The organism is Burkholderia sp. Bp9142 (assembly GCF_003853415.1).
GTDB lineage: Bacteria > Pseudomonadota > Gammaproteobacteria > Burkholderiales > Burkholderiaceae > Burkholderia.
Genome location: NZ_QTPP01000028.1, coordinates 1 through 20,024, shown reverse-complemented (window position 1 = coordinate 20,024; position 20,024 = coordinate 1). Strand labels below are relative to the sequence as shown.

The window sequence follows — 20,024 nt, the reverse complement described above, 5'->3', positions numbered from 1 at the left end:
GCCGCGGCCGCCGGCGGCGGGCCGTGCGATGGCGGATACGCGTGGCGGGGCGGCCGGAAGCCGGCATCGTCAGGGAAAACCCGAGAGGCGCAAGCCGCGTGTCAACTCGCCGCGAAGGTGGCGCGTTGTGGAGCCAGTACGTCAGTCTTTGTCGCGGCGAAACGGCGCAAGCCGGCCGCCCGGCGGCGACCGGAAACCCCGGCGCGACTGGTGTTCCGATGCGAATGCCTCGCATCTCTTACCGGTACGTTTGACTTTTTCTCCGCTAAAGGAAGAACAATGAAGAAGACGCTCGCTTCGATCATGACTGCAGCATTCGCACTCGCATCGGTTTCGGCATTCGCACAGGAGGCGGCTTCGGCGCCGGCAGGCGACGCGATGGCGCCCGCTTCGGCACCGATGAAGAAGGATCACAGCAAGCCGAAACACCAGCTGAAGACCCACGGTTCGGCGAAGGGCAAGGCGAAGGCCGCTGCTGCTTCGGCTGCCGGCACGAACGACAAGGGCGCGGCAAACTAAGCGCTTCGCTCGGGGCCGGCATTGCCGGCCGTCAGTCGAAAAACCCCGCATGCTTCGGCGTGCGGGGTTTTGTTTTTTCAGGCGTCGCCAGGGCGGGACGGAGGCGCCGGCGCGCGCATCGCGTCGACCACCGAACGCATGCGCCGCCAGTGCGAGCCTTCCCAGAACACGCGCCGGCACACGTCGCACGCGGCGAAGCGCCGGTGCCGCTGCCGGACGCCGTCCGGCACGCGCGGCGCGGCGGCGGCCGCGTCGAGCGGATGCAGCGGCGCATTGCAGCGCAGGCACAGCCGGAACGGCCGCATGTGCGGCACGAGGTCGAGCCGTGCGAACAGCTCGCGCAGCTGCGCGTCCGGCTGCTGCGCGTGCAGGTAGCAGCCGCGCGCGACCGCGCGCCGCTTCAGCAGCTCGCGGTCGCGGGTCAGCACGATCCTGCCTTCGCGCGCGGCGAGCGCGACGAGTTCGTCGTCGCGGTAGTGGTTGTCGTAGCAGGTGTCGAAGCCGGCGAGGCGCAGCAGTTGCGCGAGGCCGCCGAGATGCGCGTCGGCGACGAAGCGCCATGGCTCCGGTTGCGGTGCGGTTGCACCGTTCGATGCCTGCCGCGCGCGTTCCGGAAACGCTTCGACACGGTCGCCGTCGTCGAGTGGCCGGTCGAGCGTGGCCGGCGCCTCGTTCACGCGAAGCCGGCCGATTTCGGTATGCGGGACGCCGAGCGCCTCGATCGCATGCTTCACCGTCGCATCGCGTGCGCACGCGTGTCCGAACGCGCGGTCGCGCTGCGCGCGCGGGAGAAAGGCGTTCAGTTCGTCGTGGAAGCGGAAGGTCGCGGTCGCCATCCGTGCAGTATCGCACCGCGCACGGCCGAAGGCAGGCGCTGCAGACGGCCGGCAACTGTGTTTAACTCCCCGCTTCACTGGGCGAAGGAGCAGGCAATGGATCTCGGATTTATCGGGCTGGGCGAAATGGGGCAGGCGATCGCGACGAACCTGCTGAAGGCGGGACATGCGGTGCGGGTCTGGAACCGGTCGCGCGAGCGTGCCGAGCCGCTCGCCGCGCTCGGCGCGCGGATCGTCGCGTCGCCGGCCGACGCGTTTCGCGGCGATGCCGTGTTCTCGATGCTCGCCGACGATGCGGCCGCGCGCGAGGTATTCGACGATGCGCTGCTCGCGCAGGCGCCGCGCGGCCTGATCCACGTGAACATGGCGACGGTGTCGGTCGCGCTCGCCGAATCGCTCGCGCATGCACACGCGTCGCGCGGCCTCCAGTATGTCGCCGCACCCGTGATGGGGCGCCCGGACGTCGCGGCCGCCGCGCGCCTGACGATCATGGCCGGCGGCCCGGCCGAGGCGATCGACCGCGTGCAGCCGCTGTTCGACGCGATCGGCCAGAAGACCTGGCGGTTCGGCTCGCTGCCGCAGCATGCGAACGTCGCGAAGATCGCGGCGAACTTCACGCTCGCGTCGGCGATCGAGACGCTCGGCGAGGCGTCCGCGCTGCTCGGCGCGCACGGCGTCGCGATGCGCGATTTCCTCGACGTGATCACGAACAGCGTGTTCCCCGGGCCGGTCTACGAAGGCTACGGCGGAATGATCGCCGAGCGCAGCTACGAACCCGCGCGATTCAAGGCGCGCCTCGGGCTGAAGGACGTGCGGCTCGCGCTGCAGGCCGGCGACGCGGCGTCGGTGCCGCTGCCGGTGGCGAGCGTCGTGCGCGACAGCCTGCTCGACGCGCTCGCGCACGGCGGCGGCGAACAGGATTTCGCGGTGCTCGGCGAAGTCGCGCTGCGCCGCGCGGGCCGTTGAGCCGGAGCGGGACAGAAACGCCACGCACGCGGCATAATCGGCAGTTCGTTTCTCTTTCGGCCGGGGTGGTCATGAACCTGCATACGTGGTGGCTTTTCGTGGCGACGGTGTTCGTCGTGTCGGCGATTCCGGGACCGAACATGCTGCTCGTGATGACGCACGGCGCGCGGCACGGGCTGCGCCGCTCGTCGTCGACGATGGCCGGCTGCCTGAGCGCGCTGGTGCTGATGCTGGCGGTGTCCGCGGCGGGGCTCGGCGCGGTCCTCGAGGCCTGGCCGGCGATGTTCGATGCATTGCGCTTTGCGGGCGCGGCCTACCTGATCTATCTCGGCGTGAAGGCATGGCGCGCACGCGTCGACGATGCGCCGGCCGCCGACGTCGATGCCGTCTTGCAGGGCGCATCGGCATCGCGCTGGGCGCTGTTCCGCAATGGTTTCCTGGTCGCGGGCAGCAACCCGAAGGCGATCCTGTTCGCGGCCGCGTTGCTGCCGCAGTTCATCAATGCATCCGAGCCGACGCTGCCGCAGTTCGGCATCCTCGTCGTCACGTTCGCGGTGATCGAGGTCAGCTGGTATCTCGTCTACGCGTCGTTTGGCACGCGCATCGGCGCGACGCTGAAGAGCCAGAGCGTCGCGAAGGTCTTCAACCGGCTGACGGGCGGCATCTTCGTCGGCTTCGGCGCGATGATGGCGCTGGTTCGCCACTGAGTTCGGCCCGCGCGGCCTGCCGGACGCCCCGCACCTCGTCAGAGGGCGGGGCGTTCTCATATGCGGGCCCGCGTCACGCGCGCGGCCACGCGGTGGCGCCCCTCCGGCGCCCGGCTGACACGCCGAACGCGGCGGCCGCACCCGCAAACGCGAAGCCGACGCCGCACACGGCGCGCCACCCGTCCCACGCCCACGCGCTGCCCGCGAGGGCCGCGCCGAGTGCGCCGCCGACGAAGAACAGCCCGACGAACAGCCCGTTCAGACGCCCGCGTGCGGCCGGGTTCAGCAGGTTGATTTCCCGGCGGCCGATCGTCTGGTCGACGATCACGCCCGCGTCGAGCAACGCCGCGCCGCCGGCCAGCAGCGCCAGCGCGACGCCGCGATGCGCGTGCGCATCGAAGCCGAACCAGCCGGCGCCGGCGATGCCGAGCACGGTGAGTGCCGCGAGCATCGTCACGTGCGCGATGCGCCGCGCGGCCGGGCCATGACCGCGATCGCCGGCGCGGCCGGCCAGCGGTGTGACGATCGCGCCGCTCGCGCCGGCGAACGCGAACAGCGCGATGCCGTGCAGGTCGAGGCCGAACGGCGGCTGGGCGAGCCGCAGCCCGACGGCGGTCCAGAACGCGCTGAACGCGGCCATCGCGAGCGCGGCCGACAGCGCATGCCGGCGCAGCACCGGTTCGTCGGCCAGCAGGCGGCCCATCGACGCCAGCAGCGCGCGATAGCCGTCGGTCGCCGACGGCACGCGCGGCGGCAAGCGCAGCGCGAGCACCGCCGCGCTGGCCGCGTTCGCGAGCGCGGCCAGCGCGTAGAACGCGCGCCAGCCGGCCGTGCCGGCTATCAGGCTGGCGAGCGGTCGCGACAGCAGGATGCCGAGCATCAGTCCGCTCATCACGTTGCCGACCGCGCGCCCGCGCTGCGCTTCGGGCGCCATCGACGCGGCCATCGGCACCAGCATCTGGATCACGCTCGACGCGGCGCCGGCGGCCAGCGTCGCCAGCAGGAAGACGGTGCCGGAACGCGTGAATGCCGGCAGCGCGAGCGCGGCCGCGCACGCGACGAGCGTCATGACGATCAGGCGGCGGTTCTCGAGCAGGTCGACGAGCGGCACCAGCAGCACGAGGCCGGCCGCGTAGCCGAGCTGCGGCAGCATCGCGACGAGGCCCGTGAGGCCGGGCGGCAGCCGCAGGTCGGCGCTGATCGGGCCGGTCAGCGGCTGCGCGGCAAACAGGCCTATCACGATCACGCCGACCGTCGCGGCGAAGAAGAGTGTCATGCCCGCGCTCAGTGCGGGCGGTGTGCCGAGCGCGGGGTGGCCGGCGGCGGGGCAGGAGTCGGCAGGGCAGTTCATCGGAAGCCAGGGAGTCGAGCGAAGGAATCTCCATCGTAGGCGGCGGGTGTTTATGCCACAATTGAAATATGTCTAACATGATTATGCGAGTTTGCTTTGAATACGCGTGATCTCCAGGCGTTCGTCGCGGTAGTCGACAGCGGGTCGATGGTCGCCGCCGCCGCGAAGCTTCATCTGACGCAGCCGGGCCTCACCCGGCGCGTGCAGCACCTCGAAACGCTGCTGGGCATGCCGCTGCTCGAGCGTCAGAGCAAGCCGCTGAAGCCGACCGCCGCCGGTCGTGACGTCTATGCGCTCGCGCGCAATGTGCTGGGCGCGGTCGACGAATTGATGGCGGCGGGCGCACCGGACAGCGAGCCGTCGGGCGAACTGCGCATCGGCGTGCCGCCGTTCCTGTCCGAGCTGGCGCTCGAGCGGCCGATCGACCGGCTGCGCGACGCGTTTCCGCGGCTGACGCTGCGCGTGACGGCCGGCTGGTCGCCGGCGCTCGTGCAGGGCATCGAGCGCGGCACGCTCGATGTCGCGACGGTGATGGTGCCGGCCAGCGCGGCGCTGCCCGACACGCTGACGGCCACGCTGCTCGGCATGCAGCCGACGGTGCTCGTCGCCGCGCGCGATTTCCCGCTGCCGGACGGCCCGCTGTCGCTCGACGTGCTGTCCGGTTTCCCGTGGGTGCTGAGCCAGGACGGCTGCGGGATGCGTTCGGCGCTGAGCCGTGCGCTTGGCGCGGCCGGGCTGCCGTTCGACGTCGCGGTCGAGGCGTTCGGCTCGGAGTTGCAGCTGTCGCTCGTCGCGCGCGGCGCCGGCATCGGCATCGCGTCGCCGAACGCGCTGGCGCGCAGCGCGCATCGCGATGCGCTGCGGGTGGTGGAAACGGCGGGGCTGGAGACGCGGATCAACGTCTGGATCGTGCACGGCGCGCTGCCGGGCCGCCTGACGCGGCCGGTCGCGCTGCTGCGCGATGCGCTGGGAGCGGTGCTCGACCGGGAGAATGGCAAGGGGTCGGAATCGAACTAGCGATCTAGAGTGCGCATTCGAGGGAAAATCCTGATTTTCTCTATGGAAATGTTGCAATGCGGAAATCGATTCGCTATAGTTACACCTGTCTCCTCCATGTCTCCTCTGATATGGATTCAGCCCGCCTCTTAGGCGGGCTTTTTTTGCCCGCGATTTTGCCGCGGGCCATCCATTCGTCCTTCGTCCGTTCCCGTTGCCGGCGTCAGAACTTGTAGGTCATCCCGACGTAGCTGATGATCGGGTCGGCCTTCAGGTCCGATTTCGACTCGGAGAGCACCGTGCCGTCGGCCGCCTTGATCGTCACCGTCGACGTCGTCTTCAGCGGGATGTAGGTCACCGACGCGATCAGCCCGAAATGCTCGGTCATGTTGTACTGCAGGCCCGCGTTGAACACCGGCTGCCATGACGACGACGCCTTCGCCTCCACCGATGTCGTACCCGGCTTGCCCGCGCCCGCCGCGAGAATCGCGCCGAGGTTGTCCTGCGTCTGCTTGATGAAGTTCGTGTTGAGCTGCAGGTCGCTGAACCAGTTGTACGACACGCCGAGGCCGAGGAACGGCCGGAACTTCGCGGTCGCCTGCCCGAAGTAGTACTGCAGCAGGACCGCCGGGCTCCACTGCCGCACGCTCTTCACGATCGGGTTCACCGACGCGAGCCCGATGTTCTGCGTGCCGAGCGCGCCGGCAGGTCCTGGCGGCTTGATCGTGCCCTGGCCCGACACCTTGAACACCGGCGGCACGCCGGCCACCGACGTGACCGCGATGTGGTCGGTCAGGAAGTGGCTGACCGTCAGGCCGACGGTATCGGCGCCGCTCGTACGCAGCCCGGTGCCCGGCGACGTGAACGACGGCGGCAGCCGCAGCGGCGTATTGATCGGCGTCGGCGCGACGTTGGTCGTCATCGGCGTGCTGCTTTGCTGCGGCATCACGTGGAACCAGCCCAGCGTGACGACGTTGCTGCCGGCGCTCTGCGCGTGCGCCGCGAGCGGCGCCAGGGCGGCGGCGCCGGCCGCCGCGCAGAGAAGGGTTTTCTTCATCACGGCTTCCCCCTCCGCTTACTGGACGAATGCGCCGATCGTGAAATACGGCGTCGATCCGGCGTTGTCGAGGAACCCGAACACGCCGCCCGTGAAGATGAACTTGCCGGTCGGCGACGTGCTGCCCGAACCCGTGTGGATCGTCGTGACCGTGCCCGGCACCTTCTGCGTGTAGTCGAGATCGAGGACTCTCGTGAGCGACGCCTGCGACGGCTGGAACGGATCGAGCAGCGTCGCCTGGTTGTTGATCAGCGCGGTGGTCCGGTAATTGAACTCGCTGTCGACGCCGATGTACTCGCCGTTCTGCGAACCGACCGTGACCGCCGTCTGCGGCGAAAGGATCGAGATGCTCGACTCGTCGTCGGCGGTCAGGCCCGGCACGCCGTTGCTGTCTGGCGTCGGGTTCGGGTTCGCGACACCGGTGCGCACGAGGATCGGCACCAGCTGGTTGCGCAGCTTGCCGACGATCATGAAGCCCTTGCCCTGTGGCGTCGCCGACAGCGTCGGCTTCAGCTGGCTCGCGTAGTTGTTCGACTGGAACGCACCGCTGCCGTCGGCCGACTGCACGAAGTTCGTGCCCTGCTGCGCGCACGCGCCGCCGGCGAACTGACCGGTCGAGTCGCACTTGATCCACGTGCCGTCCGCGTTGATCGTCACCTTGGCATCGATCGATGCCGGCGCGAATTTTTGCGACGGCACTTCGCCGAAGCCGACGTGGCTGTACGTGCCCGCGACCTTCGTGATGTCGGTTTCGATCGACGAGAAGCCGATGAACGGGTAGTACGGGAATTTCGTGTCGGGCACCGCGGCCTGGCCGAGCACGCCGTCGAACTGGATCTCCTTGCCGGGAATCGTGCCGCCCGCGACGCCGAAGCCGACGAAGATGCGCGCCGGACGCGACGCATCCAGGCTCGCGCCGTTCAGCCGGAACGCGCACTGGTTGAGCTTGTTGGTCGGCAGCAGCGTTTCCTGCGTGAGCGTGCCGCTGTCGACGGTGCCCGCGCGGGTCGGCGTGACGGTGCCCGTCTTTTGCGGAACCGGCGATTCGACATAGGTGACCTGCCAGGTCATCTTGGTCGTGTCCAGCTGGACCTTGGCCAGTTCGCCGCTGCCGGCGCCGCCCGTGTATACGGTGCTGTAGTCGAGCGACGCCGGGCACAGCCGGTCTTCGACGAGCGGGGGCGGATTGTCGCTGCCGCCGCCGCATGCGGAAAGAAGGGGGGCGGCAAGGGCCGCCGCCAGAATGAGGTTGCGCTTCATGTTGCTCCTCCAGATTTGTCTTGTCGGGCGGCCGGCTCCCTGTCGGCCGCTTCTGTTGCTTGTGCTCGTGCTGCCCGCGTCGTGCCGGACGCCGTCGTTTCGTGCCTTCCCTGCATCCCGCGGCGGCGCACCGCCCGCCGCCGCGTCCCCGATCGTTACTTGCTGATCTGCGCGCCCACGCCGAAGTACGGCGTCGACGACGTGCTCGAGTTCGCCGACGTCGACGTGACGCCGCCGTTCACCGTGCCCTGGATCAGCGCCGCGTACAGGCCGCCCGTCGCGATCACCACGCCCGATGCGGACGGGTAGGTCGCACCGCTCGCCGGCGTCGTCGTCGTGTTCAGCAGGCCCGGCGTGCCCTGGCCGTAGTCGAGCGTGAAGCCGTCTTCTTCAGCCTGCGTGGTCGGGTTGATGAACGACGCGTTGCTGCCGCGGATCAGTGCGGCCGTGTACTTGAAGTTCGAGTCCGCGCCCGCGTAGCCGCCGTCGATCGCGCCCGACTGGATCGCGCTCGCCGCGCCGAGCACCGCGATGCCCGACTCGTCGTCGACCTTCGCGTCGGTATGCAGCGCCAGGTCCGTGCCCAGATACACGTAGCCCGTGCGGACCACCACCGGCACGGTCGCGCCGTTGAGCTGGCCGATCACCATGTGCGCGGTCGCCGACTTGCCGGTCGCGCCGATCAGCGGCAGTTGCGTCTGCGGCAGGATCTGCGGTGCCTTCGTGCTGTCGAGGTAGCCGCCGTTCGCGGTGTTGACGGTCCACGGATCGCCGGTCGTCAGGCAGCCGCCCGACGCCGTCGACGTGCACGCGCCGTTCGCATCGAACGTCTCGCTCGAATTCGTGCCCTTCGTCGCGTAGTTGCCTGACGGCACGAGGTGATAGAGCAGCGCGTTGTAGGTGCCCGGCAGCTTCGTGAGGTCGGTCGTCGTGTTCGCGAAGCCGAGGAACGGATAGAAGTCGAAGTGGCGGTTCGGCACCTGGCCGACGTTCTTGTAGAGCGGGACGCCGGCGACGGTGATCGTCAGCCCGTCGTACTGCACCGTCGCACCGGGGATGCCGCCGCCCGCGACACCCATGCCGACCAGCAGCATCGGCGGGTTCGCATGGTTGAAGTCGGCGGCCGTCGAATAGGTCGAGCCGTTCGGTGCGGCGCCCGAACCCGGCGTGAGGACGAAGGCGCAGCGCGTCTGTTCCGCGGTCGGCAGCGTGCCGGTCGGCGGATGAATGACCTTGCCGGTGATCGTGGTGCCGGCGCGGGTCGGCGTGACCGTGCCGGTCGCGAGCGGAATCGGCGATTCGAGCCACTTGAGCGTGTACGTCATCGCTACCGCGTCGATGTTGACGCTGACGATCTCGCCGCTACCGGCGCCGCCGAGGTACGTGCTCTTCACGATGTCGGCATCGGCCGGGCACAGCGCGCCGTTGACGGGCTGCGACGGCGGCGGCCCTTGCGTGCCGCAGCTCGATCCGGAACATTGGGGGGCGTCGATCGGCGCGGGCGTGCCGCCGTCCCCTCCACCACAGGCAATCAGGAAAGGTGCGATGGCAAAGGCCGTTGCCACCCCCTTCGATAAGGCGTGCGACATGCCGCTGTCTCCAGTCGTTTAATTGTGCGAGCTAATGTCGCTGCCCGGATTTTTGCTGTCAATTGATGAACTCGTCTAAAAAAGGCGATTGAAACAAAAGGGGCGTCACGAATCCTTGCAGACTGGGGATTTCAGTAAGAATTAAAACGCGCGGAGGGCGGTGGAGTGCTGCCGAAGTGGGGCGGATGCCACGCACGGACGGCTCCCGGAGCCTTCCCGCGTATAACGGCAGTGTTTAAAGCGAGGGTATCCGGTTTATCCCTATTCGGGATTGACTGGAGAAAGCCGGTACGAAATTAATTCCCCGGTAATCGCGCAATGGAAAGCTTGTAAATATTTGTAAATGCGCTGTCCGGATTTTATATATTGCCTGATACGGATAAATAAAAAGCCGGCCAGCGGCCGGCTTTGCATCGCGTGCAAGCGGGATCAGCGCTTGAGGCCCGTATCCTCGGCGGCACCGATGTTGAGGTTCATGCACTGGATCGCGGCGCCCGATGCACCCTTGCCCAGGTTGTCGAGGCGCGCGACCGTGACGAAGCGTTCTTCGTTGCCGAACACGAACAGGTCGACACGGTTCGTGTCGTTGTTCGCCTGCACGTCGAAGAAGCCGCTGTCGAGATTCGCATCCGCGTTGAACGGCGCGACGCGCACGAACGGTTCGTCCGCGTAGTACTCGGCGAACACGCGCTGCACGTCCTGCGGCGTCGCGCGCTTCGCGAGCTGTTCCGGCGAGAAGTAGGTCGTCACGGCCAGGCCTTTCAGGAACGGCCCGACGATCGGCGTGAAGATCGGTGCGTGCGCGAGGCCCGTGTGAGCGGCCATTTCGGGCAGGTGCTTGTGCGCCAGCGCGAGCGCATACGGACGCGGGCTCGCGAGCTTGCCGCCGGGCGCCGCGCTTTCGTATTCGGCGATCATCGACTTGCCGCCGCCGCTGTAGCCGGTGATCGAGTAGCTGTGCGCGGCGAAGGTCGGCGCGACGATGCCGGCATCGACCAGCGGACGCATCGCGAGCACGAAGGCCGATGCGTGGCAGCCCGGCACGGCGATGCGCTTCGACGTCCGAATCTTCTCGCGCTGCGCGCGGGTCAGTTCCGGCAGGCCATATGCCCAGTCAGCGCTCGTGCGGAACGCGGTGCTCGCGTCGATCAGCGTCGTGTTCGGGTTCTCGACCAGCGATGCCGATTCGCGCGACGCGACGTCCGGCAGGCAAAGGAACGTGACGTCCGACGCGTTGATCAGGCGGCGGCGCTCGTCGACGTCCTTGCGCTTCGCTTCATCGATGCGCAGGATCTCGATGTCGTTGCGCGCCGACAGGTATTCGAAGATCTTGAGGCCGGTCGTACCTTCCTGGCCGTCGACAAAAACTTTGGTGCTCATTTCGCTCTCACTGAATGAAACGGGAGCCGCGGCGCCCTGAAACCGCCATTCTAAGACGTCATCCGGCGGGCCTGCACCGCACGGGGCGAAAAAAAGACGGCCCGCGGACCGTCTTGCGTCCCTTTCACGCGCCGGCACCGCGTCGCCGCGCCACCGGCGATGCGAGCGGGCGGGCGCCCCCGGGCGCGTTCAGCGGCTGCCGGCCACCCAGCGGGCCGTCGCTTCGGCGACGCGCCGGCCGAACGCCTTCGCGGTGTCGAGGTCGCCCGGCAGCGGGCCCTCGTCGGGCGTCGCGTCCGCCGGCGACTGCGCGAGCAGGCCCGTGAAGCCGCCGACGTAGTTGATGTCGTTGCGCGTGGCCGCCTTCGAGTTGGCCGGCATCATGCCGGTGCCGACCCACACCATCCCATGTTGCATCGCCAGCGTGACGAAATACTGAATCGTCGAGAACTTGTCGCCGTTCATCGTCGCGGAGTTCGTGAAGCCCGCGGCGATCTTGTCCTTCCACTTCTGCGTGAACCACGGTTTCGACGTGGCATCGGCGAACTGCTTGAACTGTGCGGACGGGCCGCCCATGTAGGTCGGCGCGCCGAAGACGATCGCGTCCGCCGCGTCGAGCGCGGCCCAGCCCGCGTCGTCGAGTTCGCCGACGGCGATCAGGCGTGCGGTGGCGCCGGCGTCCTGCGCGCCCGCGTGGACGGCGTCGGCCAGTTTCTGCGTGTGACCGTAGCCGCTGTGATAGACGATGACGATGTTCGACATGAAGCGTTCTCCGGAAGAGGGCGAAACGGCGGGCGCCGCGGCCTGCCGCGTCACGCGCCGCACTCGGGCGGCGCGACGGATGCGCGACGGGATGCCGCGATCGGTGCAGCCGAGTCTAGCAAGCCGAAATGACGGGAAAAAAGCGCGCGTCGCGCGCCTGGAAGTTCGCAGGCGCGGGCAATCGCGACCCCGAACATGCGGCGGCGCGCGACTGCTTACTGCCCGTAATTGACCGTGAGCCGCGCGGTGCCGATCGTCAGCGTGCCGATCTCGTGCTCGAACATCGGTGCGGGGCGCCCTTGCGCGACGCGCAGGTCCGTGCCCTTCAGCGCATGGACGGTGATCACGTAGCGGTGCGGCTTGCCGGGCGGCGGGCACGGGCCGCCGTAGCCGTCGATCCCGAAGTCGTTGCGCGCCTCGCTCGCGCCGATGCGCCGCAGGAACCCCGACGCGCTCGCATCGGCCGGCAGGCTCGTGACGCTCGCCGGGATGCCGGCGACGGCCCAGTGCCACCAGCCATGCCCCGGCGCATCGGGATCGAAGATCGTGATCGCGTAGCTGCGCGTGCCGGGCGGCGGATTGCGCCAGCTCAGCTGCGGCGAACGGTTCTCGCCCTTGCAATCGCCGCGGTCGAACACGTTCGCGGCGCCGACGCGCCCGCCGGGCGTCAGTTGGCTGCTCGACACGGTGAACGGGCCTTCCGCCCGCGCGGGCGGAACGGCGATCGCGACGCACGCGGCGGCGCAGAGAAGGGCGGCGATGAACGGAGACGGACGACCCGGAGACGCAGGCGAAGTGATCCGGCGATCCACACGCATATGGCGCTTCTCCCGTCACGTGGGCCGGGCCGATGCTCCCGGCGTTGTTGGCGTTGTGCGTTGCCCGCGCAGCTGATGGCGGCGATGGATCAAGTCTAGCATTAGGGTTCGATGAACGATGCATGCCGCGGCCCGCGATTCGGCACGACGCTGATCCGGATCGACGGACGAAAAAAAACCGCTCGCGATGAAGCGAGCGGTTTTTCCAGCCAGGGTGCCGGCCTGCGTGCCGGCACGGCGTCATTCCTTCGGGGCCGTTGCGCCGCCGTGCGCGGCCGACCACTCGGCCGGCGCGTGCAGGAACTTCTCGACTTCGTCGAGCGTCTTGGTCTCGAAGTAGCCCGATGCCTTCGCGACGCGCAGCACGTCCCACCAGGTCGCCAGCGCGTGCAGGTCGACGTCGATGTCCTTCAGGACCGACACGCTTTCCTTGAAGATGTTGTAGTGGAACAGCACGAAGCAGTGGTTCACCGTCGCGCCCGCGGTGCGCAGCGCGTTGACGAAATTGATCTTGCTGCGGCTGTCGGTCGTCAGGTCTTCCACCAGCAGCACGCGCGAGCCTTCTTCCAGATGACCCTCGATCTGCGCGTTGCGGCCGAAACCCTTCGGCTTCTTGCGCACGTACTGCATCGGCACCATCATACGGTCCGCGAGCCATGCCGCGAACGGGATGCCGGCCGTCTCGCCGCCCGCCACCGAGTCGATCTGCTCGAAGCCGACGTCGCGCATGATCGTCGTTTCCGCCATTTCCATCAGCGCACGACGCACGCGCGGATACGAGATCAGCTTGCGACAGTCGATGTAGACGGGGCTTGCCCAGCCGGACGTGAAGATGAACGGTTTTTCGGCGTTGAAGTGCACCGCCTGCACTTCGAGCAGGATTTTGGCGGTCGTATCCGAGATCGACTGACGATCGTAGCCTGTCATGGGCATTCCTTGGGTGATGAGCGAAGAGCGGGCGCGGGCCCGGTGGCGCAGCAAGGGGAACCTGCCCGAGGGGCCGGGGTGCGATCGGCGGGCCAATCGCATCGCTGCGCGCGTAGCCGGCTATTTTACCCGATTCAGGCCGGTTTTCGGCGGAATTCGCGCAGGTTCGGCGCGCGGCTCACCACCGGCGAAACAAACGGGGCGCGACCGGCCCGATGCTGATGCCGGGGATGCGGCGCCGCACCAACGGACGTCATTTAGGGGGTGTACACTAGGCGACCCTTGGAAATCGTTCAGTACTTTGTACTTTCTTCTTGCCACTACCCGCCAAGGTTCGATGGCGTGCCGACCCGGCGCGTCGCGTGCCGTCTCGCAGTCGACCATCCCCTCGATTCAGGCAGACACGGCTCAAGGTGCTGTGTACTGAACCGTCAAAATTTCGCATGTCTCTCGCAGGTCAATCATGGACGAACAACTGAAGCAGGCCGCTCTCGCGTATCACCAGAACCCGAAACCCGGCAAGATTTCGGTCACCCCGACCAAGCCGCTGTCGAACCAGCTCGATCTGTCGCTCGCGTATTCGCCGGGCGTCGCCGCCGCGTGCGAGGCGATCCACGCCGATCCGCTCGACGCGCAGAAGTACACGTCGCGCGGCAACCTCGTCGGCGTCGTGACGAACGGCACGGCCGTGCTCGGTCTCGGCAACATCGGCCCGCTGGCCGCGAAGCCGGTGATGGAAGGCAAGGGCTGCCTGTTCAAGAAGTTCGCCGGCATCGACGTGTTCGACATCGAGCTGTCGGAGTCTGACCCCGACAAGCTTGTCGAGGCGATCGCGATGCTCGAGCCGACGCTCGGCGGCATCAACCTCGAGGACATCAAGGCGCCGGAATGCTTCTACATCGAGCAGAAGCTGCGCGAGCGCATGAAGATCCCCGTCTTCCACGACGACCAGCACGGCACCGCGATCATCGCGTCGGCCGCGATCCTGAACGGCCTGAAGGTCGTCGGCAAGAAGCTGTCGGAAGTGAAGCTCGTGTGCTCGGGCGCGGGCGCCGCGGCGATCGCGTGCCTGGACCTGCTCGTGAACCTCGGCCTGACGAAGGCGAACATCCTCGTCGCCGACTCGAAGGGCGTGATCTACGAAGGGCGCGGCAACCTCGATCCGTCGAAGCAGCGCTACGCGGCGACCACCGACGCGCGCACGCTCGCCGACGCGATCGTCGGCGCGGATGTGTTCCTCGGCTGCTCGAGCGCGGGCGTGCTGAAGCAGGACATGGTCAAGACGATGGGCGACCGCCCGCTGATCCTGGCGCTTGCGAACCCGGAACCGGAAATCCGCCCGGAAGACGCGAAGGCCGTGCGCCCGGACGCGATCGTCGCGACCGGCCGTTCGGACTACCCGAACCAGGTCAACAACGTGCTGTGCTTCCCGTTCATCTTCCGCGGCGCGCTCGACGTCGGCGCGACGACGATCACGGAAGAAATGAAGCTCGCGTGCGTGCGCGCGATCGCCGAGCTGGCCGAGGAAACCGACCAGAGCGAGGAAGTCGCGAAGGCGTATGAAGGCCACTCGCTCGAGTTCGGGCCGGACTACCTGATTCCGAAGCCGTTCGACCCGCGCCTGATCATCAAGATCGCGCCGGCCGTCGCGCAAGCCGCGATGGATTCGGGCGTCGCCACGCGTCCGATCCAGGACATGGACGCGTACCGCGAGCAGCTCGGCGCGACCGTCTACCGCACCGGCATGGTGATGCGTCCGGTGTTCGCGACCGCGAAGCAGAAGCAGGCGCGCATCGTGTTCGCCGAGGGCGAGGACGAGCGCGTGCTGCGCGCCGCGCAGTTCGTGCTGCAGGAAAAGATCGCGAAGCCGATCATCGTCGGCCGTCCGTCGGTCGTCGAGATGCGCCTCGTGAAGATCGGCTCGAAGCTGAAGGCCGGCACCGATTTCGAAATCGTCGACCCGGAAGACGATTCGCGCTACCACCGCTACTGGCAGGCGTATCAGGAGATTGGCGCGCGCGACGGCGTGACGCCGGAAGTCGCGAAGGCCGCGATGCGCAAGTTCAACACGCTGATCGGCGCGATGCTCGTGCACCTGGGCGACGCGGACGGGATGATCTGCGGGATGATCGACACGTTCCACAGCCACCTGAAGTTCATCGAGCAGGTGCTGGGCCGCGCGAAGGGCGCCGAGCACTTTGCCGCGATGAACCTGCTGATGCTGCCGGGACGCAACCTGTTCGTGTGCGACACGTACGTGAACGAGCTGCCGAGCGCCGAACAGCTTGCCGACATGACGATCCAGGCCGCGGCCGAGATCGAGCGCTTCGGCATTGCACCGAAAGCCGCGCTGCTGTCGAACTCGAACTTCGGCAGCGCGCCGTCGGCGTCGTCGCGCCGGATGGGTGAGGCCCGCAAGCTGATCGTCGAACGTGCGCCGAACCTGGAAGTCGATGGCGAAATGCACGGCGACGCGGCGCTGTCGGAAGTGATCCGCAAGCAGGCATTCCCCGGCACGACGCTGTCGGGCGAAGCGAACCTGCTGATCATGCCGAACGTCGAAGCGGCGAACATCGCGTACAACCTGCTGAAGATGGTCGGCGGCGAAGGCGTGACGGTCGGCCCGTTCCTGCTCGGCGCAGCAAAGCCGGTCCACATCCTGACGCCGGCCGCGACCGTGCGCCGGATCATCAACATGACGGCCGTTGCCGCCGCGAACGTGAACACGAAGTAAGTCCACGCCCGCATGTGCCGCGCTTCAGGCGCGGCGCAATGAAAAACGCCACGGCACCTGCGTTCCGTGGCGTTTTTTTATCGTGAGGTGAGTCGTTGGCAACGCGTGGCGGGCATCCGAACCGCGAATGCCCGCCACGCACCGTTACGCGACCTGCTGGTGCGACTGGCCGCCCGTCGGCGAACGCCACTTTGCGAGCAGCGTGTCCCACTTCTGGCGCACCGCGCGCAGGTTGTTCTCCTTCACGTGGCCGTAGCCGCGAATGCCGTCCGGCAGCGCCGCGAGCTCGAGCGCGAGCGGGCGGTTGGCCGCGTTCAGCTTGGCCGACACTTCGCCGATCAGCGCTTCGTACTCGTCGATCAGTGCGCGCTCGGCGCGGCGCTCCGCGGTGCGGCCGAACGGGTCGAGCCCCGTGCCGCGGAGGAACTTTGCCTTCGCGAGCAGCCGGAACGCCGACATCATCCACGGGCCGTACGCCTTCTTCACGAGATGGCCGTGTGCGTCCTTCTTCGCGAACAGCGGCGGCGCGAGGTGGAATTTCAGCTTCCAGTCGCCTTCGAACTGCGACGACAGACGCGCGAGGAACGCGGGATCGGACTGCAGCCGTGCGACCTCGTACTCGTCCTTGTACGCCATCAGCTTGAACAGGTTGCGCGCGACCGCTTCGGTCAGCGGTTCCTGCACGGTGTCGCCGTCCGCCAGTGCGCGTTCCGCCGCCCGCACCTTGTCGACTAAGGCCGCATAGCGCGATGCGTACGCCGCCTTCTGGTACGCGGTGAGGAAGTCCACGCGCTTCGCGATCAGGGCATCCACCGCCTTCTTCGTGTGCAGCGCGATCACCGTCGCGCCCTGCGCGGGGCGTGCGTCGCCGGCCGCGGCCTGCTTCACGCTTGCGAGGTCGTGCGCGGCGCGCCGGCCCCAGTCGAATGCCGCACGGTTCTTCTCGACCGACACCGCGTTCAGCTCGATCGCGCGTTCGAGCGACGCGAGCGTGAGCGGCAGCCAGCCCTTCTGCCACGCGTAGCCGAGCACGAACGGGTTCGTGTAGATCGCGTCGCCGAGCAGCGCGACCGCGAAGCGGTTCGCGTCGATGAAGTCGACGGCAACGCCTGCCGCCGCGCGGATGTCGTTTTCGGCGGACAGGCCGGGGAACGCCCAGTTCGGGTTCTTGATGAATTCGGCCGTCGGCGTCTGCGCGCTGTTGACGACCACGCGCGTCGTGTCGTGCCGCATGCGCGACGTGCATTCGTCGCCGGCCGTGACGATCGCGTCGCAGCCGATCACGAGGTCGGCTTCGCCCATCGCGATCCGCGTCGCGTGGATGTCGGTCGGCGCGTGCGAGATCTGCACGTGGCTCATCACGGCGCCGCCCTTCTGCGCGAGGCCCGTGACGTCGAGCACGGTCACGCCCTTGTTCTCCAGGTGCGCGGCCATCCCGAGCAGCGCGCCGATCGTGACGACGCCCGTGCCGCCGACACCCGTGACGAGCACGCCGTATGCACGATCGATCGCCGGCAGCGTCGGCTCCGGAATCGGCGGCAGCGCGCCGCCGTCGACCGACACGGCCTTCGGCTTCCTCAGCTGGCCGCCTTCTACCGTCACGAAGCTCGGGCAGAAGCCCTTCACGCACGAGAAGTCCTTGTTGCAGCTCGACTGGTTGATCTGGCGCTTCGTGCCGAATTCGGTTTCGAGCGGCTCGACCGACAGGCAGTTCGACTGCACCGAGCAGTCGCCGCAGCCTTCGCACACCGCATCGTTGATCACGACGCGCTTCGCCGGATCCGGATACGTGCCGCGCTTGCGGCGGCGGCGCTTCTCGGTCGCGCAGGTCTGGTCGTAGATCAGGATCGTCGTGCCGGCGATCTCGCGCAGCTCGCGCTGCACGTCGTCGAGCCGGTCGCGGTGATGGATCGTCACGTCCGGCGCGAGCAGCGCCTTCTGGCCGTCGTACTTCTCCGGCTCGTCGGTGACGATCACGATCTTCTTCGCGCCTTCGGACGCGAGCTGGTGCGTGATCTGCGGCACCGTCAGCACGCCGTCGACCGGCTGGCCGCCCGTCATCGCCACGGCGTCGTTGTAGAGGATCTTGTAGGTGATGTTCGCCTTCGACGAAATCGCCGCGCGCACCGCCAGCAGGCCCGAGTGGAAATACGTGCCGTCGCCGAGGTTCGCGAACACGTGCTTTTCGTCCGTGAACGGCGCCTGGCCGATCCACGGCACGCCTTCTCCGCCCATCTGGCTGAAGGTGCTCGTGTTGCGGTCCATCCACACCGTCATGTAATGGCAGCCGATGCCCGCGATCGCGCGCGAGCCTTCCGGCACATTGGTCGACGTGTTGTGCGGGCAGCCCGAGCAGAACCACGGCTTGCGCTCGGTCTGCACGTGCGGCTTCGCGAGCGCCATTTCCTTGGCGTTGATCACCGCGAGCCGCGCGGCGATGCGCGCGCGCACCTCGGACGGCAGCTCGAACTTCTCGAGGCGCGTCGCGATCGCCTTCGCGATGATCGCGGGCGACAGTTCATAGTGTGCGGGCAGCAGCCAGTTGCCCATCGGCACCGACCATTCGCCGCCGGCGCCGTCCTTCTCGTCGAACTTGCCGAACACGCGCGGGCGCTGCGCATCGGGCCAGTTGTACAGCTCTTCCTTGATCGCATATTCGAGGATCTGGCGCTTTTCCTCGACGACGAGGATTTCGTCGAGGCCGCGCGCGAACGCCTGCGCGCCCTGCGCTTCGAGCGGCCATACGCAGCCGACCTTGTACAGGCGGATGCCGATCCGTGCGCAGGTTTCGTCGTCGAGGCCGAGGTCGATCAGCGCCTGGCGCACGTCGAGGTACGCCTTGCCGCCCGTCATGATCCCGAAGCGGGCATTCGGCGAGTCGATCTCGATCCGGTCGAGCTTGTTGGCGCGCACGTAGGCGAGCGCCGCGTACCACTTGTAGTCGAGCAGCCGCGCTTCCTGCACGAGCGGCGGGTCGGGCCAGCGGATGTTCAGGCCGCCGTCCGGCAGGATGAAGTCGGTCGGCAGCACGATCTCGGTGCGATGCGGGTCGATGTCGACCGACGCTGACGATTCGACCACGTCCGTCACGCACTTGAGCGCGACCCACAGGCCCGAGTAGCGGCTCATCGCCCAGCCGTGCAGGCCGAAGTCGAGATATTCCTGCACGTTGGACGGGAACAGCACCGGCAGCCCGCAGGCCTTGAAGATGTGTTCGGACTGGTGCGCGAGCGTCGACGATTTCGCCGCGTGGTCGTCGCCGGCGAGCACGAGCACGCCGCCGTGCGGCGACGAGCCGGCCGAGTTCGCGTGCTTGAAGACGTCGCCGGTGCGGTCGACGCCCGGGCCCTTGCCGTACCACATGCCGAATACGCCGTCGTACTTCGCGCCGGGGTACAGGTTCACCTGCTGCGAGCCCCACACGGCGGTGGCGGCGAGATCTTCGTTGAGACCGGGCTGGAAGACGATCTGGTGGGCCGCGAGGTGCTGCTTGGCTTTCCACAGCGAGAGGTCGAGGCCGCCGAGCGGCGAGCCGCGGTAACCGGAGATGAAGCCGGCCGTGTTGAGGCCGGCGGCGCGGTCGCGTTCCTGCTGGAGCATCGGCAGGCGCACGAGGGCCTGGATGCCGCTCATGTACGCGCGGCCGCGTTCGAGCGTGTATTTGTCGTCAAGCGTGACGGACTTCAGCGCGGCTTCAAGCGACGCGCGTTGGCCTGCGTCTAGCGGGGCATTCATTAACTGTCTCCTCCACCCAGTTTGGGATCACCAAAGCTTCAGTTGCTTCGACGTCTTGTGAACGTGTCGGCAGTGGCCGGCATATTGGCCGGTTTTGAGAGATGGTAGCACTGGGATAAACCCGTCGCCCACCGGCCGGCGCGCCGCCACGCATCGACGAAGCGGCGCGCGGGACGGCGTTACAGCATGTAAAAGCATGTAAAGCCGGCCCCATCTTCGTACAAATGCCGTTAATCTTGTCGGCCTGCCGGAGGTGCCCGGCCGCGTCGGTCCGTTTCGATGCAACCGGGGAGGCGCCGGCAGTCTTAAAGGAGAATTGAAATGAACGCGTCCCACCCGTGAACGTGAGAGCAGAAGCAGGAGGTGGATCCTCGCGGGCCAACGGCA

15 protein-coding genes are annotated in these 20,024 nt (G+C 67.7%); 5 read left to right on the top strand and 10 right to left on the bottom strand.

Annotation, left to right across the window (positions count from 1 at the left end; genetic code table 11):
* The first annotated feature begins 279 nt into the window (after nucleotides 1-279).
* Nucleotides 280-519 carry a hypothetical protein gene (locus DIE22_RS26205; protein WP_124500352.1) on the top strand — a complete coding sequence of 80 codons (240 nt, stop codon included), beginning with the start codon at nucleotides 280-282 and terminating at the stop codon, nucleotides 517-519.
* A gap of 77 nt (nucleotides 520-596) precedes the next feature.
* On the opposite strand, the gene DIE22_RS26200 is transcribed toward DIE22_RS26205, so the two are convergent.
* Nucleotides 597-1,355, bottom strand: coding sequence for a Mut7-C RNAse domain-containing protein (locus tag DIE22_RS26200; protein ID WP_124606436.1), 759 nt, complete (start codon nucleotides 1,353-1,355; stop codon nucleotides 597-599).
* A gap of 96 nt (nucleotides 1,356-1,451) precedes the next feature.
* Between DIE22_RS26200 and DIE22_RS26195 the strand changes: the two genes are divergently transcribed.
* The gene (locus DIE22_RS26195; RefSeq protein WP_124606435.1) at nucleotides 1,452-2,321 is read left to right on the top strand and encodes an NAD(P)-dependent oxidoreductase; all 870 of its coding nucleotides are present in this window, start codon (nucleotides 1,452-1,454) and stop codon (nucleotides 2,319-2,321) included.
* Nucleotides 2,322-2,392: 71 nt separating this feature from the next.
* Nucleotides 2,393-3,028, top strand: coding sequence for a LysE family translocator (locus DIE22_RS26190; protein WP_124500355.1), 636 nt, complete (start codon nucleotides 2,393-2,395; stop codon nucleotides 3,026-3,028).
* A gap of 73 nt (nucleotides 3,029-3,101) precedes the next feature.
* On the opposite strand, the gene DIE22_RS26185 is transcribed toward DIE22_RS26190, so the two are convergent.
* Nucleotides 3,102-4,379 (bottom strand): MFS transporter, encoded by a 1,278-nt coding sequence (locus DIE22_RS26185; protein ID WP_124606434.1) that lies wholly within the window; start codon nucleotides 4,377-4,379, stop codon nucleotides 3,102-3,104.
* Nucleotides 4,380-4,475: 96 nt separating this feature from the next.
* On the opposite strand from DIE22_RS26185, the gene DIE22_RS26180 reads away from it, so the two are divergent.
* Nucleotides 4,476-5,396 carry a LysR family transcriptional regulator gene (locus tag DIE22_RS26180; RefSeq protein WP_124500357.1) on the top strand — a complete coding sequence of 307 codons (921 nt, stop codon included), beginning with the start codon at nucleotides 4,476-4,478 and terminating at the stop codon, nucleotides 5,394-5,396.
* 202 nt (nucleotides 5,397-5,598) lie between these two features.
* Here the strand turns inward: DIE22_RS26180 and DIE22_RS26175 are convergent, their stop codons facing one another.
* From DIE22_RS26175 to DIE22_RS26145, 7 genes are all read right to left on the bottom strand, one after another.
* Nucleotides 5,599-6,432 carry an OmpW family protein gene (locus tag DIE22_RS26175; RefSeq protein ID WP_124606433.1) on the bottom strand — a complete coding sequence of 278 codons (834 nt, stop codon included), beginning with the start codon at nucleotides 6,430-6,432 and terminating at the stop codon, nucleotides 5,599-5,601.
* Between the two features lie 18 nt (nucleotides 6,433-6,450).
* Nucleotides 6,451-7,692: a DUF2957 domain-containing protein gene (locus tag DIE22_RS26170; protein ID WP_124606432.1), complete on the bottom strand. Its 1,242-nt coding sequence runs from the start codon at nucleotides 7,690-7,692 to the stop codon at nucleotides 6,451-6,453.
* 155 nt (nucleotides 7,693-7,847) lie between these two features.
* Nucleotides 7,848-9,281, bottom strand: a complete 1,434-nt coding sequence (locus DIE22_RS26165; protein ID WP_124500359.1) for a DUF2957 domain-containing protein — start codon at nucleotides 9,279-9,281, stop codon at nucleotides 7,848-7,850.
* Nucleotides 9,282-9,710: 429 nt separating this feature from the next.
* The gene (argC, locus tag DIE22_RS26160; protein ID WP_124500360.1) at nucleotides 9,711-10,661 is read right to left on the bottom strand and encodes an N-acetyl-gamma-glutamyl-phosphate reductase; all 951 of its coding nucleotides are present in this window, start codon (nucleotides 10,659-10,661) and stop codon (nucleotides 9,711-9,713) included.
* A 189-nt stretch (nucleotides 10,662-10,850) separates the two neighbouring features.
* Nucleotides 10,851-11,423 (bottom strand): flavodoxin family protein, encoded by a 573-nt coding sequence (locus tag DIE22_RS26155; RefSeq protein WP_124500361.1) that lies wholly within the window; start codon nucleotides 11,421-11,423, stop codon nucleotides 10,851-10,853.
* Nucleotides 11,424-11,638: 215 nt separating this feature from the next.
* Entirely contained in the window at nucleotides 11,639-12,241 is a 603-nt protein-coding gene (locus DIE22_RS26150) for a YbhB/YbcL family Raf kinase inhibitor-like protein (RefSeq protein WP_124500362.1), read from the bottom strand.
* Between the two features lie 240 nt (nucleotides 12,242-12,481).
* Nucleotides 12,482-13,168, bottom strand: a complete 687-nt coding sequence (locus DIE22_RS26145; protein WP_006752465.1) for an orotate phosphoribosyltransferase — start codon at nucleotides 13,166-13,168, stop codon at nucleotides 12,482-12,484.
* A 463-nt stretch (nucleotides 13,169-13,631) separates the two neighbouring features.
* Between DIE22_RS26145 and DIE22_RS26140 the strand changes: the two genes are divergently transcribed.
* Nucleotides 13,632-15,902: an NADP-dependent malic enzyme gene (locus DIE22_RS26140; RefSeq protein WP_124606431.1), complete on the top strand. Its 2,271-nt coding sequence runs from the start codon at nucleotides 13,632-13,634 to the stop codon at nucleotides 15,900-15,902.
* Between the two features lie 144 nt (nucleotides 15,903-16,046).
* Here the strand turns inward: DIE22_RS26140 and DIE22_RS26135 are convergent, their stop codons facing one another.
* The gene (locus DIE22_RS26135; protein WP_124606430.1) at nucleotides 16,047-19,637 is read right to left on the bottom strand and encodes an indolepyruvate ferredoxin oxidoreductase family protein; all 3,591 of its coding nucleotides are present in this window, start codon (nucleotides 19,635-19,637) and stop codon (nucleotides 16,047-16,049) included.
* Nucleotides 19,638-20,024 lie beyond the last annotated feature (387 nt).

Excerpts from the sequence above, each read along its gene's own strand:
- DIE22_RS26205 (WP_124500352.1), top strand. The coding sequence starts at position 280 with ATGAAGAAGACGCTCGCTTCGATCATGACTGCAGCATTCGCACTCGCA.
- DIE22_RS26200 (WP_124606436.1), bottom strand. The coding sequence starts at position 1,355 with ATGGCGACCGCGACCTTCCGCTTCCACGACGAACTGAACGCCTTTCTC.
- DIE22_RS26195 (WP_124606435.1), top strand. The coding sequence starts at position 1,452 with ATGGATCTCGGATTTATCGGGCTGGGCGAAATGGGGCAGGCGATCGCG.
- DIE22_RS26190 (WP_124500355.1), top strand. The coding sequence starts at position 2,393 with ATGAACCTGCATACGTGGTGGCTTTTCGTGGCGACGGTGTTCGTCGTG.
- DIE22_RS26185 (WP_124606434.1), bottom strand. The coding sequence starts at position 4,379 with ATGAACTGCCCTGCCGACTCCTGCCCCGCCGCCGGCCACCCCGCGCTC.
- DIE22_RS26175 (WP_124606433.1), bottom strand. The coding sequence starts at position 6,432 with ATGAAGAAAACCCTTCTCTGCGCGGCGGCCGGCGCCGCCGCCCTGGCG.
- DIE22_RS26170 (WP_124606432.1), bottom strand. The coding sequence starts at position 7,692 with ATGAAGCGCAACCTCATTCTGGCGGCGGCCCTTGCCGCCCCCCTTCTT.
- DIE22_RS26165 (WP_124500359.1), bottom strand. The coding sequence starts at position 9,281 with ATGTCGCACGCCTTATCGAAGGGGGTGGCAACGGCCTTTGCCATCGCA.
- argC (WP_124500360.1), bottom strand. The coding sequence starts at position 10,661 with ATGAGCACCAAAGTTTTTGTCGACGGCCAGGAAGGTACGACCGGCCTC.
- DIE22_RS26155 (WP_124500361.1), bottom strand. The coding sequence starts at position 11,423 with ATGTCGAACATCGTCATCGTCTATCACAGCGGCTACGGTCACACGCAG.
- DIE22_RS26150 (WP_124500362.1), bottom strand. The coding sequence starts at position 12,241 with ATGCGTGTGGATCGCCGGATCACTTCGCCTGCGTCTCCGGGTCGTCCG.
- DIE22_RS26145 (WP_006752465.1), bottom strand. The coding sequence starts at position 13,168 with ATGACAGGCTACGATCGTCAGTCGATCTCGGATACGACCGCCAAAATC.
- DIE22_RS26140 (WP_124606431.1), top strand. The coding sequence starts at position 13,632 with ATGGACGAACAACTGAAGCAGGCCGCTCTCGCGTATCACCAGAACCCG.
- DIE22_RS26135 (WP_124606430.1), bottom strand. The coding sequence starts at position 19,637 with ATGAATGCCCCGCTAGACGCAGGCCAACGCGCGTCGCTTGAAGCCGCG.